Below are 13,935 nucleotides of genomic sequence, written 5' to 3' on the forward strand. Positions count from 1 at the left end.
AGTGATGGATGTGCCGGAATTACCAGAGGTTGAGACAGTCCGGCGCACTCTGACCGGGCTTGTAAAGGGAAAAACAATCAAATCGGTAGAGATCAGATGGCCGAATATCATCAAACGGCCTGCCGAACCGGAGGAATTTGCGCGAAAACTAGCAGGAGAAACGATACAGTCCATCGGAAGACGGGGAAAGTTTTTACTGTTTCATTTAGATCATTATGTTATGGTTTCTCACCTTCGAATGGAAGGAAAATACGGTCTTCATCAAGCCGAGGAGCCTGACGATAAACACGTGCATGTCATATTCACGATGACGGATGGAACCCAGCTTCGGTACAGGGATGTGCGGAAATTTGGAACCATGCACTTATTTAAACCGGGAGAAGAAGCGGGCGAGCTCCCGCTTTCTCAGTTAGGTCCGGAGCCGGATGCAGAAGAATTTACGAGTGCGTATTTAAAAGAACGGCTTGCGAAAACAAACCGCGCTGTCAAAACTGCCCTACTGGATCAAAAAACGGTAGTTGGACTAGGGAACATTTATGTGGATGAGGCTCTTTTCAGAGCGGGTGTCCATCCCGAGACAAAAGCAAATCAATTATCAGATAAAATAATCAAAACCCTTCACGCTGAAATCAAAAACACTCTGCAGGAGGCGATTGATGCGGGCGGAAGCACAGTCCGTTCATATATCAACTCCCAAGGGGAAATCGGAATGTTCCAGCTGCAGCATTTTGTGTACGGAAAAAAAGACGAGCCATGCAAAAATTGCGGCACGATGATTTCGAAAATTGTCGTTGGAGGAAGAGGCACGCACTTTTGCGCAAAGTGCCAGAAAAAAAAGTAGCATAATGCTTCATCGTCCAAGCTGTCGGTGCATATATCAGTAACTCTGTAATGGAGGATGCCATTTTCGAAACACGGATTTTTCACTTTCCCATATATATGATTGTGATGAATCCCGGGCATTTCACATCTGATACAAGAGCACCAACAGAAAGGAAGAAACGGATATGCAAATGGTTTCTATACTGCTGCTGGCGTTGGCTGTCAGCTTGGACAGTTTTTCAGTCGGATTTACGTACGGATTGAGAAAAATGAAAATACCGTTTAAAGCGATTTTGGTTATCGCCTGCTGTTCCGGTGCTGTCATGTTTATATCCATGCTGATCGGAAGTTTTCTCACGAAGTTTTTTCCTGTATATGTGACGGAGAAGCTTGGCGGTTTGATATTGGTTGGAATCGGTGCGTGGGTTCTGTATCAATTTTTCAAACCGGCAAAAGATAAAGAATACCTCTTGCATGAAAAAACACTGCTTAATTTAGAGGTTCGGTCATTAGGGATTGTGATTCATATTTTGAGAAAACCCATGAGTGCGGATATCGACAAATCGGGTGTGATCAATGGAATTGAGGCGGTCTTATTGGGATTTGCCTTATCGATTGATGCCTTTGGAGCAGGTATAGGCGCAGCCATTCTCGGTTTTTCACCGATTGTGATGAGCATTGCCGTGGCAATCATGAGCTCGCTGTTTGTATCAATTGGAATCAATGCCGGCCATTTTCTGTCTAAGTGGAAATGGATCGATAAAATGGCGTTTTTGCCGGGGCTTCTATTAATCACGATTGGGCTCTGGAAATTGTAAAAAGGAGTGGATCTCTTGACCTTAGTCATTGGTTTAACGGGAGGAATAGCTAGCGGCAAAAGCACGGTAGCCAATATGCTGATTGAAAAAGGAATAACAGTTATAGATGCAGATATCATTGCAAAACAAGCGGTAGAAAAAGGGATGCCGGCCTACCGGCAAATCATTGACGAATTCGGTGAAGACATTCTGCTCCCAAATGGCGATATAGATCGGAAAAAGCTTGGGGCACTGGTATTTACAAATGAACAAAAGCGTCTCGCTTTAAATGCAATTGTTCATCCCGCAGTCAGGCAGGAAATGCTCAATCGCCGTGATGAAGCCGTTGCAAATCGGGAGACATTTGTTGTATTGGATATCCCGCTATTGTTCGAAAGCAAATTGGAATCATTGGTTGATAAAATTATTGTGGTCAGTGTGACAAAAGAGCTTCAACTGGAACGTCTGATGAAGCGCAATCAGCTGACGGAAGAAGAAGCAGTCAGCCGTATCCGCTCTCAAATGCCCTTAGAGGAAAAAACTGCAAGAGCAGATCAAGTCATTGATAACAGCGGCACGCTTGAAGAGACCAAAAGGCAGCTTGATGAAATCATGAACAGCTGGGCATAATCAAAAAACACCGTTCATATTGAACGGTGTTTTTTTGCCATTAAAAATCAAAGTTGTCCGGATCAGGACCGACGCGCAAGTTTTCATTCAGTGCATCGATTCGGTTCATGTCATCCTGCGTTAATTCAAAGTCAAATACGCTTGCATTTTCTTTAATGCGGTGTTCCTTCGTTGATTTAGGAATCGTAATGATGCCATGCTGCAGATCCCAGCGCAAAATAATTTGTGCGACAGATTTATTATATGTTTGAGCGATGTCAGCCAATACAGGATGATCCAGCAGCTGCCCCTGCATTAAAGGTGACCAAGCCTCCATCTGGATGCCCTGATTTTGGCAGTATCTTATCAACTCTTTTTGTGTAAGGCGCGGGTGAAATTCCACTTGGTTAATCATAGGCTTAATTTCAGCTGCCGTCATCAGATCTTCAAGATGGTGAATTTGGAAGTTGCTTACGCCAATCGCTTTGATACGGCCTTCTTTATACAGCGTTTCAAGCGCTCTCCAAGCTTCTTTATACTTTCCTTCTACAGGCCAGTGGATGAGGTATAGATCCAAATAATCCAGACCGAGTTTGGACAGGCTTGTTTCAAACGCGGCGAGTGTTTCCTCGTAGCCTAAATCCGCATTCCATACTTTCGATGTGATAAACAGATCATCTCTTGAAATGCCTGCTTCTTCAATGCCTTCCCGAATCCCTTCTCCGACTCCAGCTTCATTTCCATAGATTGCTGCAGTATCAATACTGCGGTACCCGTGAACAATGGCAGTTTTAACTGCGTTTATCAGTTCAGATCCTTCTTCCACTTGGAACACGCCGAGGCCGAACCAAGGCATTTCCACCCCATTATGAAGTGTTGCTTTTGCTTGTAAATGTGTTGTCATGATCATTTCCTCCTTTAAAATTGTCAGGCTTCCTGCCGATCTCGTTTTTCCATCAAGCGGCTCCAGCCTGTTAAAATGACTGCACCGACCACCATTAATCCGCCTATCCAAGCGGTATGAATCAATCCGATTGAATCGGTGATCACACCGCCAAGGTATGACCCAAGCGCGATCCCTGCATTAAAAGCAGCGATATTCATCGCGGATGCGACGTCAACTGCACTCGGGACAAAACGCTCAGCCAGCATGACGACATACACCTGAAGGCCGGGCACGTTCATAAAGGCCAGCAATCCCATACAGAGAATGGTAATGAGCCCAGCTGCTTGATACGGGGCTGTAAATGTCAGTACGAATAGAACAATTGCCTGTACGATAAACATATAGAATAAAGCGGCGATCGGATTTCGGTTTGACAGCTTTCCGCCAATCATATTGCCGATAGCAATAGCTATTCCGTATCCGAGCAGAATCACTGCAACAGTCCCGGCTTTGAAGCCTGTTACTTCCTGAAGCAGGGGAGACAGATACGTGAACACAACGAATGTTCCTCCGTATCCAAGCGCTGTAATGACAAATAAAAGCAATAACCGGCTGTTTGTCACAAGCTTCAATTGATCCCGCATCGTTGTTTTCGTCCCTTTTCGTAATTTGGACGGTACAAGAATGCCATTTGTAATGAAAGCAATGATTCCGACGGCGATAATGACCATAAAGGCGAAACGCCAGCCAAACTGCTGGCCGATAAATGTCCCAAAAGGAACTCCGGTTACAGTTGCCACAGTGAGGCCAGTAAACATAATTGAAATCGCGCTAGCCCTTTTATCTTCCGGGACAATATCCGCTGCGATTGTCGAACCGATCGACATAAACACACCGTGCGAAAATGCCGATATTACACGTGCAGCTAGTAAAATCCCGATGCTTGAAGCGGTTGCTGCCATCGTATTACCGGCAATAAAAATAAACATGATCCAAAGCAATAGTGTCTTACGTGACATGCTTGAGGTCAATGAAGTTAATATAGGTGCCCCAAATGTAACGCCGAGCGCATAAAGGGAAACGGTCAATCCTGCTGTCGTGACTGGAATATCCAGGTCATCAGCAATGAGCGGCAAAAGGCCGACACTGATAAATTCAGTTGTCCCTATTGCGAATGCACTTACGGCCAAAGCTAGTAGTGCAGGAATACTGCTTTTATTGGCTGAAGTCATGATGTTCCTCCTTTGTAAGATGTGTTGTATGATTGAAATTCTGCCGAGTAAGCTATATAAATAAAAAAGAGCAGATTCAAATCAGCCGGCAAATGTGATTATGAAACATATCGTTAAGAAATAAAAGTACGTACTTTTAAGTGCTATAGTCACTTTTTGGTGCCTGTGAGGAGAATGGATTGTATGGAGAAGAAAAAATATAACATTTCTGTTGAAGCGACCCTTGAAGTGATTGGAGGGAAATGGAAATGCGTCATTTTATGCCATCTAACGCACGGAAAAAAACGCACAAGTGAATTAAAACGCCTAATGCCCAATATCACGCAAAAAATGCTGACTCAGCAGCTGCGCGAGCTGGAAGCGGACGGTGTCATTAACCGAATCGTATATAATCAAGTTCCTCCCAAAGTGGAATACGAGCTCAGCGAATACGGCCGCAGCTTAGAAGGAATTTTAGATATGCTGTGTGCTTGGGGAGCGAATCATATTAACAGAGTGTACGGGGATACATTTTCTGTGCTAGAAGAAAGTGTGCTCAATGATAAGTTAAAACAGGAATCATAAAGCATGAGGGCAGTCAGTGCGGAGCGCTGGCTGCTTTTTGGTTCTTACGCCTGATATTCTGTGCAAGAAAACATAAGATGCATCATAAATTAGCGTTATAATCGTTGATTTTTATCAATATGTACTGGCGAATTTGTTTTAATGTGTTATACTAATTTTAGATAGTAACAAATTAGGATGGCATAATTGATAAGGGGTGTCCAACATGAAGGTAAAAGTAGCGATCAACGGGTTTGGAAGAATCGGAAGAATGGTTTTTAGAAAAGCGATGTTAGACGATCAAATTCAAGTAGTGGCCATTAACGCCAGCTATTCCGCAGAAACGCTGGCTCATTTAATAAAGTATGACACAATTCACGGCAGATACGATAAAGAGGTTGTGGCTGGTGAAGACAGCCTGATCGTAAATGGAAAGAAAGTGCTTTTGTTAAACAGCCGTGATCCAAAACAGCTGCCTTGGCGGGAATATGATATTGACATAGTCGTCGAAGCAACAGGGAAGTTTAATGCTAAAGATAAAGCGATGGGCCATATAGAAGCAGGCGCAAAAAAAGTGATTTTGACCGCTCCGGGAAAAAATGAAGACGTTACCATTGTGATGGGCGTAAATGAGGACCAATTCGACGCAGAGCGCCATGTCATTATTTCAAATGCGTCATGCACGACAAATTGCCTTGCGCCTGTTGTAAAAGTGCTGGATGAAGAGTTTGGCATTGAGAGCGGTCTGATGACTACAGTTCATGCGTATACGAATGACCAAAAAAATATTGATAACCCGCACAAAGATTTGCGCCGGGCGCGGGCTTGCGGTGAATCCATCATTCCGACGACAACAGGAGCGGCAAAGGCGCTTTCGCTTGTGCTGCCGCATCTGAAAGGAAAACTTCACGGCCTCGCCTTGCGTGTCCCTGTTCCGAACGTCTCATTGGTTGATCTCGTTGTTGATCTGAAAACGGATGTTACGGCTGAAGAAGTAAACGAGGCATTTAAACGCGCTGCCAAAACGTCGATGTACGGTGTACTTGATTACTCAGATGAACCGCTCGTTTCGACTGATTATAATACGAATCCGCATTCAGCGGTCATTGACGGGCTTACAACAATGGTAATGGAAGACAGGAAAGTAAAGGTGCTGGCGTGGTATGACAACGAATGGGGCTACTCCTGCAGAGTTGTTGATCTGATCCGCCATGTAGCGGCACGAATGAAACATCCGTCTGCTGTATAAAATAAGGTCATGGACACATTTTAAAGAAAAAACCCTTAACAACATATTTCTGAAAAAACGCACCTTGCAAATTAGACTTAAACACAGTATACTATTTTTCGTGAACTTCTTGCTTGAGACTGTTTCGGAATTACTTAAAGGGTTAGGACCTCTCCGGACTAACTTTCCCCCGTGGTAAATGGCCGACCCAGTTGTTGGAATTTCACTTTTTAATTCTTGTTAAGGGGGGTCCATGACTATGGAAACAATGGGGCGTCACGTTATCTCCGAGCTATGGGGATGCGATTTTGATAAGCTGAATGACATGGATTTTATTGAAAAAACGTTTGTAAATGCTGCTCTAAAATCAGGTGCTGAGGTGCGCGAGGTTGCATTTCACAAATTTGCACCGCAAGGCGTAAGCGGAGTTGTGATTATTTCTGAATCACACTTAACGATTCACAGTTTTCCTGAGCACGGATATGCGAGCATTGATGTTTATACTTGTGGAGACTTAGATCCTAATGTCGCTGCTGATTACATTGCAGAGGCATTACATGCTGATACAAGAGAAAACATTGAAATACCAAGAGGAATGGGGCCTGTGCAGATTAAACAGGCGCAAGCGAAAGTACTATAAAGTAAATTGCGAACACAAAGGGAGCTGAAGCTAGAAAGCCATTATGCGCTTTTTAGCTTATGCTCCTTTTATTTTTATAAAGAAACGAGAGTGTCAGCTTTTTCTTTTTTCATTTTTTTTGTAAAATAAGAAGGAGATTTTCACAAACCACCTAATGCTAAAGAAACAAATTTAACACCGGCTCTCCCGACAGATGCTGTCACATCTATTTTTAAAAGGCGGAGGCTGCCGAAAATACATTGCAGGGAACGATATAGTTGGGAGCTGATTTTATTGAAATGTCCTTCATGCCAGCATAACGGAACACGAGTCCTTGATTCACGGCCTGTGGATGACGGAAAGTCGATTCGCCGAAGACGCGAGTGCGAATCCTGCCACTACCGGTTTACGACCTTTGAGAAAGTGGAGGAAACCCCGCTCATCGTCGTGAAAAAAGAAGGTGTGCGTGAGGAATTCAGCAGAGAAAAAATGCTGCGCGGTCTCATAAAAGCATGTGAAAAAAGGCCTGTTTCACTCAAAACGCTTGAAGACATGTGCTTTGATATTGAAAAAGAGCTTCGCAATCAAGGCTGCTCCGAGGTGAAGAGTGAGCTCGTCGGAGAAATGGTCATGGACCGGCTGGCTAAGATTGACGAAGTCGCATATGTGCGGTTCGCGTCCGTCTATCGGCAGTTTAAAGATATAAACGTCTTTATCGATGAATTAAAAGACTTAATAAAGAAAGAGCGTTAAAAGAGCTAAGAGGATTCTTCTAGCTCTTTTCTCATGTGCAAAATTGGCATTTGATAGATATAAGAAACGGTGTAAAATGAAAGGTAGAAACAAATTCGGAAGGTTTGAGAATGTATGGCTGACTATTGGAAAGATGTACTGCCTGTAGACCCGTATGTGGTTAAAAGCAGATCGATGCTGCAGGATATCGACAGACAAATTATTACACAACTGTACCAGCCCTTAATCGGCCCTGTTGCATTCTCTCTTTATATGACATTGTGGGGAGAGCTTGAACAAAACCGTCTGTGGGGCGGAGAGTCCACACATAGACAGCTGATGGGGATGACACAGTCCAACTTAAAAACGATCCATCAGGAACAGGGGAAGCTCGAGGGCATCGGATTGCTGAAAGTATATATGAAAGAATCCGAGCGGCAGGAGCGCCTCTTTATATATGAACTCCTTCCGCCGCTCAGACCAAATGAATTTTTTGAAGACGGAATGCTGAATGTTTTTCTGTATAATAGAGTCGGAAAAACGAAATATCAGCAATTAAAACAATTTTTTACGCACCCGGCCATTACAGAAGATGCGAAGGACATTACGCGGCCGTTTAATCACGCGTTTGAATCGCTGCAGCCGAGTGAATGGAAGCTCACATCCGATATGGAGGAAACGGTAAGGCTTGCCGAGGGGTCCGAGTATACTTCTGTCGGACAGTCTCCGTCCTACACCATAACGGAGGATGTGTTTGATTTTGATTTGTTTTTAGCGGGACTTTCTGAGACGATGATACCGAGAAAAGCGATGACCCAGCAGGTGCGTGACACAATCAAAAAGCTTTCTTATCTGTACGGAATTGACCCTTTGCAAATGCAAAATGTTGTGATGAGCGCAATTGATGAGCGTGACGTCATTACGACGGAGGCATTAAGAAAAGCGGCGAGCGACTGGTATCAAATTGAAAGAAACGGACAGCTGCCTGATTTGGTGGAAAAAACACAGCCGGTGCATCTGCGTGAAGGCGAAAAACCGGCAGAAGAGGATTCTCTAGATGGGAAGCTGATCGCATTGCTGGAGGCGATTTCTCCGAAGAAGCTTCTGCAGGACATTGCTGACGGAACAGAGCCGTCAAAAGCTGATCTGAAGATCATAGAAGAAATTATGTTCGAACAGAAGCTCGAGCCAGGCGTCACAAATGTGTTAATTTATTATGTCATGCTGAAAACCGACATGAAGCTGTCGAAAAACTATATTCAAAAAATCGCTTCGCATTGGGCACGCAAAAAGGTAAAAACGGTCAGGGAAGCGATGAAGCTCGCAATAGAAGAAAACCGCCAGTATCTTGAATGGGCTGAAGGAAAAACAAAGTCTTCGAAACGAAACCAAAAAGTGATTCGTGAAGAAAAGCTTCCTGATTGGATGACAGAAAAGGAAACAGCGTCTGATTCAGAATCCGGACAGCAGAAGCTGCATCCGCAGGATTTGGAAGAACAGAAGAAAAAGATGATGGAAGAAATGCAAAAACTGAAAAAATACTCTGCCTATTAAAGACAGAGATGCGGGGTGAAGGAATAGATGGAACCAATCGGCCGTTCCCTGCAGGGCGTAACCGGCAGGCCGGATTTCCAAAAACGTCTTGAACAAATGAAGGAAAAAGTCATGAAAGATCAAGATGTTCAAGCATTTTTAAAGGAAAACGAAGAAGTGATTGACCAAAAAATGATCGAAAAGAGTTTAAATAAGCTTTATGAATATATCGAACAAAGCAAGAATTGCTCCTATTGTTCGGAAGATGAAAACTGCAACAATTTGTTGGAGGGCTACCATCCGAAGCTTGTTGTCAATGGGCGGTCTATAGATATCGAGTATTATGAATGTCCAGTCAAACGGAAGCTCGACCAGCAGAAGAAACAAAAGTCTCTTATGAAAAGCATGTATATCCAGCAGGATCTTCTCGGAGCGACGTTCCAGCAAGTTGATATCAGTGACCCGAGCAGGCTCGCGATGTTTCAGCATGTTACAGACTTCCTGAAAAGCTATAATGAGACGGGAAAAGGGAAAGGATTATATTTATACGGGAAATTCGGGGTAGGAAAAACGTTTATGCTCGCTGCGATTGCCAATGAGCTGGCGGAAAAAGAGTATTCCTCCATGATTGTCTATGTGCCTGAATTTGTGAGAGAGCTTAAGAATTCGCTGCAAGACCAGACATTGGAAGAGAAGCTCAATATGGTAAAGACCACACCCGTATTGATGCTTGATGACATCGGAGCAGAATCAATGACAAGCTGGGTAAGGGATGAAGTCATCGGAACGGTGCTTCAGCACAGAATGTCCCAGCAGCTGCCTACTTTCTTTTCTTCTAATTTCTCACCTGACGAGCTGAAGCATCATTTTACGTATTCGCAAAGGGGGGAAAAGGAAGAAGTAAAAGCGGCAAGATTAATGGAGCGGATATTATATTTGGCTGCTCCGATCCGCCTTGACGGAGAAAACCGCCGCCATCCGTAACTGCTGCGGTTCAAAGGGGAAGGAACTGAGGGTATGAATCGAAAAACCGCTTTTAAATGGCTGGCAGTGCTGGCAGGTGCAGGTTTAATCTTTTGGGGAAATAAAATATATTTGAATGTATCGCCGAAAGAGATCAGGGTATGGGTATTGTCGTTCGGAGTCTTTGCACCTCTGATGTTTATCGGGATATCCATCGTCAGGCCACTTGTTTTATTTCCGGTGTCTGTTATATCAATAGCTGGCGGACTTGCGTTTGGCCCGCTTCTCGGCACGTTTTATACGTTATTCGGTTCGATGTGCGCCTCAGCTGTTTCGTTTTTTGCGGCAGGTTTGTTTGCGGCGAAAAAGAACGGGCATTACGAAAGGCTTGAAGCCATACAGAAGCAAATGGAGGATAACGGATTTTTCTATATCTTTCTTTTGAGAATCCTGCCGATCAATTTTGATTTCGTCAGCTATGCGGCAGGCCTTTCCAATGTCAAAGCGCTGCCGTATTTTGCGGCGACGGCTGTAGGAATCATCCCTGGGACCATTGCGCTGAATGTTCTGGGAGCAAGCTTTTTGACTGGCAATCTGCCAGCTTTCTTTCTTGTCCTCGCTCTATATATCGTGTTTATCTCGCTGCCATTTATCTTCAGAAAGAAAATGCAAAACTTGTTTCAGGAATCAAATTAAGATTTGCCAATGACCTTTACGTCTATTTTAAAAACATCCCCCATATACTTTTAACAGATGCCGTAAGGGGGGACAAACATGCTTGAAATAATCTTTGAAGATGACCATGATGCAGCCGCTTTTTTACATCTCATTCAGCATTCGGACGATCGGAACAATATCATTGTCCGTGAAGGCATACGAAAAATCGGGATTGAAAAAGCGAATCCGGCTTTTCCTATTCAGCGTTTTATGGAGCCGATTCTGGTCAAATTTTTTTTGGAATGCAAAGAAGACGAGCATATGCTGTCATTGATTGAGGAAACGTATTGTTTCACGGACCAGGATGAACAGCAGCAAATCCTTCAGCTCGCACACAGTATTATTGAAGGTGAAGCAGACGATCTTCCGTTTGAGCCGCTGAAGCTTTCACGGAAACAATCAATTTTGGATGAACTCCAAACGATCTGTTTAGAGGAAGGAGTATTTTACATTCGCTCCTTTCAGACCTTCCGACTTGGATCATACTATAAGCAGCTGAGAGATATTACAGAAGCAGCGATTGATGAATATAAGATGGAACAGGAATATCAAAACTTTATTCAAACACTCAGAGACTATGTAAACGCCAAACAGCCGCGAATCAAAAAAGTGCATATTGTCCATGATGGTTCCTTTACATTATGGGAGCTGCGCTATGTGCCGGAACGGGAAAAAATGAAATACATAGACAGGAGATTTGTCCGGGATCATCCTATGTATATTGATTCTCATTTGCTCGCGCCGCTGATTTCTATTGCGCCTGATGAAGTCGTGCTTTATACCGACCAGCCCGAGCACATGATGGCAAGGACCATTCAAAACGTATTTCAAGAGAGAGTGGAAATGCTCCCGCTGCACGCTTTTTCAGATGCAGAAATACCGGTGAAGCACTCGGAAGGATGAGGGCCGGCAGCCTGTTTATATAAGGCTGTCGGTTTAAAAAAGGAAACGCGATCGTGTTGATTTTTTGGATTGAACAATTTATAATACATAGGAGATTAAGAAAGACACACGTATTGATAAGGACACGAAGGAATGATACCGGCTCAAAGAGAGGGAAGCCCTGGCTGCAAGCTTCCCAGCTAAGGACCATTCGCTTTACCGCCTTTGAACTTCAGCTGTGAACCTCTTGAAAAGGAACAGTAATGGCTGACGGGAACTCCCGTTACAGAGCTTAGAGCCGCAGGTGCCGTGTATTGGCTTTGCGGAAAAAAGGGTGGAACCACGATTCCGTTTATTCAACCTCGTCCCTTTCATAGGGGGCGGGGTTTTTATATGCAAAAAAAGGAGTGACAAAGATGTCAGATATGGTAAAAATCACATTTCCTGATGGAGCAGTCAAGGAGTTTGCGAAAGGAACAACAACAGAAGATATCGCGGCATCCATCAGTCCGGGATTAAAGAAAAAATCATTAGCCGGAAAACTGAACGGAAAAGAAATCGATTTGAGAACGCCGATCAATGAAGACGGTACAGTGGAAATCATTACAGAAGGCTCAGAAGAAGGTCTTCAAATTATGCGCCACAGTACGGCTCACTTGCTGGCTCAAGCGATTAAACGCATCTACAAGGATGTTAAATTCGGCGTCGGTCCGGTTATCGAAAACGGGTTTTACTACGATGTAGAAATGGACGAAGCGATTACACCGGAGGATCTGCCGAAAATCGAGAAAGAAATGAAAAAAATCGTTAATGCGAACCTTCCGATCGTTCGAAAAGAAGTCAGCCGTGAAGAAGCGAAAGCCCGTTTTGCGGAAATCGGCGACGACCTGAAGCTTGAACTATTGGATGCGATTCCTGAAGGAGAAACCGTTTCGATCTATGAGCAAGGCGAATTCTTTGACCTGTGCCGTGGCGTCCATGTTCCTTCAACCGGAAAAATCAAAGAATTTAAGCTGTTAAGCCTTGCTGGCGCATACTGGCGCGGCGACAGCAAAAACCAAATGCTTCAGCGCGTATATGGTACAGCTTTCTTCAAAAAAGCTGATCTTGAAGAGCATCTTCGTATGCTAGAAGAAGCGAAAGAACGCGACCACAGAAAGCTCGGCAAAGAATTAAAGCTGTTCGCGAACTCTCAAAAAGTCGGACAAGGCCTGCCGCTTTGGCTGCCAAAAGGCGCGACAATCCGCCGCGTCATCGAGCGTTACATTGTCGATAAAGAAATCAGCCTCGGCTATGAGCACGTATACACACCTGTGCTTGGCAGCAAAGAGCTGTATGAAACATCAGGGCATTGGGACCATTATCAGGAAGGCATGTTCCCTCCGATGGAAATGGACAATGAAACACTTGTATTGCGTCCGATGAACTGTCCGCACCATATGATGATTTACAAACAAGACATTCACAGTTATCGCGAGCTTCCGATTCGTATTGCGGAGCTTGGAACGATGCACCGCTATGAAATGTCAGGTGCGCTGTCAGGACTTCAACGGGTACGCGGAATGACGTTAAATGATGCACACATCTTTGTGCGCCCGGATCAAATTAAGGATGAGTTTATCCGTACAGTCCGTTTAATCCAGGATGTATATGAAGACTTCGGTTTAAGTGATTACACATTCCGTCTGTCTTACCGCGATCCGGAAGATACAGAGAAATATTTTGATGACGATGAAATGTGGAACAAAGCGCAATCCATGCTGAAAGAGGCAATGGACGAAATCGGCCACGACTATTACGAAGCAGAAGGTGAAGCGGCATTCTACGGCCCTAAACTTGATGTTCAGGTGAAAACTGCGATCGGAAAAGAAGAAACACTGTCTACGGTTCAGCTTGATTTCTTATTGCCGGAACGTTTCGACCTGACATACATCGGTGAGGACGGCAAGCAGCACCGTCCGGTTGTCATTCACAGAGGTGTCGTTTCAACAATGGAACGCTTTGTTGCCTTCTTAATCGAAGAACACAAAGGCGCGCTGCCGACATGGCTTGCGCCGGTTCAGTTCCAAGTCATCCCGGTTTCTCCGGCTGTGCATTTAGACTACGCGAAAAAAGTGCAGGAACGCCTGCAGCGTGAAGGCCTGCGTGTTGAAGTCGACAGCCGCGATGAAAAAATCGGCTACAAAATCCGTGAAGCGCAAATGCAAAAAATCCCGTACATGCTGGTGGTCGGTGACCAAGAAGCAGAAAACGGAGCGGTAAACGTGCGTAAATACGGAGAACAGAACTCTGAAACCATTTCACTTGATGAGTTTGTGAAAAAGGCAGTAGCTGAAGCGAAAAAATAAAATAAAAAGCATGATCTCATTGAA

At 44.3% G+C, this 13,935-nt stretch carries 14 protein-coding genes; 12 read left to right on the forward strand and 2 right to left on the reverse strand.

The annotated features are described in order from the left end of the window. The first annotated feature begins 10 nt into the window (after positions 1 to 10). From mutM to coaE, 3 genes are all read left to right on the forward strand, one after another. Positions 11 to 841 (forward strand): DNA-formamidopyrimidine glycosylase, encoded by an 831-nt coding sequence (gene mutM, locus ACQVGT_RS06460; RefSeq protein ID WP_015483550.1) that lies wholly within the window; start codon positions 11 to 13, stop codon positions 839 to 841. Between the two features lie 166 nt (positions 842 to 1,007). Next, the gene (ytaF, locus tag ACQVGT_RS06465) at positions 1,008 to 1,640 is read left to right on the forward strand and encodes a sporulation membrane protein YtaF (RefSeq protein ID WP_003229449.1); all 633 of its coding nucleotides are present in this window, start codon (positions 1,008 to 1,010) and stop codon (positions 1,638 to 1,640) included. Between the two features lie 15 nt (positions 1,641 to 1,655). Continuing rightward, positions 1,656 to 2,249, forward strand: a complete 594-nt coding sequence (gene coaE, locus ACQVGT_RS06470) for a dephospho-CoA kinase (RefSeq protein ID WP_015483549.1) — start codon at positions 1,656 to 1,658, stop codon at positions 2,247 to 2,249. A gap of 40 nt (positions 2,250 to 2,289) precedes the next feature. Here the strand turns inward: coaE and ytbE are convergent, their stop codons facing one another. Further along, positions 2,290 to 3,132, reverse strand: a complete 843-nt coding sequence (gene ytbE, locus ACQVGT_RS06475) for an aldo/keto reductase YtbE (RefSeq protein WP_015483548.1) — start codon at positions 3,130 to 3,132, stop codon at positions 2,290 to 2,292. A 23-nt stretch (positions 3,133 to 3,155) separates the two neighbouring features. Beyond that, positions 3,156 to 4,346 (reverse strand): MFS transporter, encoded by a 1,191-nt coding sequence (locus ACQVGT_RS06480; RefSeq protein WP_015483547.1) that lies wholly within the window; start codon positions 4,344 to 4,346, stop codon positions 3,156 to 3,158. A 183-nt stretch (positions 4,347 to 4,529) separates the two neighbouring features. Here ACQVGT_RS06480 and ACQVGT_RS06485 point away from each other — a divergent pair, with 183 nt between their 5' ends. The 9 genes from ACQVGT_RS06485 to thrS all read left to right on the forward strand — a co-directional run bounded on the left by ACQVGT_RS06485 (position 4,530) and on the right by thrS (position 13,911). Beyond that, complete coding sequence (locus ACQVGT_RS06485) at positions 4,530 to 4,910, forward strand: winged helix-turn-helix transcriptional regulator (protein ID WP_003229458.1); 381 nt, start codon at positions 4,530 to 4,532, stop codon at positions 4,908 to 4,910. 205 nt (positions 4,911 to 5,115) lie between these two features. After that, positions 5,116 to 6,138: a glyceraldehyde-3-phosphate dehydrogenase gene (locus ACQVGT_RS06490; RefSeq protein ID WP_003229459.1), complete on the forward strand. Its 1,023-nt coding sequence runs from the start codon at positions 5,116 to 5,118 to the stop codon at positions 6,136 to 6,138. Positions 6,139 to 6,376: 238 nt separating this feature from the next. After that, a complete protein-coding gene (gene speD / locus ACQVGT_RS06495) occupies positions 6,377 to 6,757 on the forward strand; it encodes an adenosylmethionine decarboxylase (RefSeq protein WP_003223584.1) in 381 nt (126 codons plus the stop codon). Positions 6,758 to 7,030: 273 nt separating this feature from the next. Beyond that, positions 7,031 to 7,489: a transcriptional regulator NrdR gene (nrdR, locus tag ACQVGT_RS06500; protein ID WP_003223586.1), complete on the forward strand. Its 459-nt coding sequence runs from the start codon at positions 7,031 to 7,033 to the stop codon at positions 7,487 to 7,489. Positions 7,490 to 7,603: 114 nt separating this feature from the next. Further along, positions 7,604 to 9,022, forward strand: a complete 1,419-nt coding sequence (gene dnaB / locus ACQVGT_RS06505) for a replicative helicase loading/DNA remodeling protein DnaB (RefSeq protein WP_015384339.1) — start codon at positions 7,604 to 7,606, stop codon at positions 9,020 to 9,022. Between the two features lie 27 nt (positions 9,023 to 9,049). Then, entirely contained in the window at positions 9,050 to 9,985 is a 936-nt protein-coding gene (gene dnaI, locus ACQVGT_RS06510) for a primosomal protein DnaI (protein ID WP_014480531.1), read from the forward strand. A gap of 33 nt (positions 9,986 to 10,018) precedes the next feature. Beyond that, positions 10,019 to 10,660, forward strand: a complete 642-nt coding sequence (locus ACQVGT_RS06515; RefSeq protein ID WP_015384338.1) for a TVP38/TMEM64 family protein — start codon at positions 10,019 to 10,021, stop codon at positions 10,658 to 10,660. A gap of 78 nt (positions 10,661 to 10,738) precedes the next feature. After that, positions 10,739 to 11,584 (forward strand): putative sporulation protein YtxC, encoded by an 846-nt coding sequence (gene ytxC, locus ACQVGT_RS06520; RefSeq protein WP_015384337.1) that lies wholly within the window; start codon positions 10,739 to 10,741, stop codon positions 11,582 to 11,584. 395 nt (positions 11,585 to 11,979) lie between these two features. Next, positions 11,980 to 13,911 (forward strand): threonine--tRNA ligase, encoded by a 1,932-nt coding sequence (thrS, locus tag ACQVGT_RS06525; protein ID WP_014480529.1) that lies wholly within the window; start codon positions 11,980 to 11,982, stop codon positions 13,909 to 13,911. The last annotated feature ends 24 nt before the right edge of the window (positions 13,912 to 13,935 follow it).

The sequence above is a fragment of the Bacillus sp. SCT118 genome, assembly GCF_058566435.1.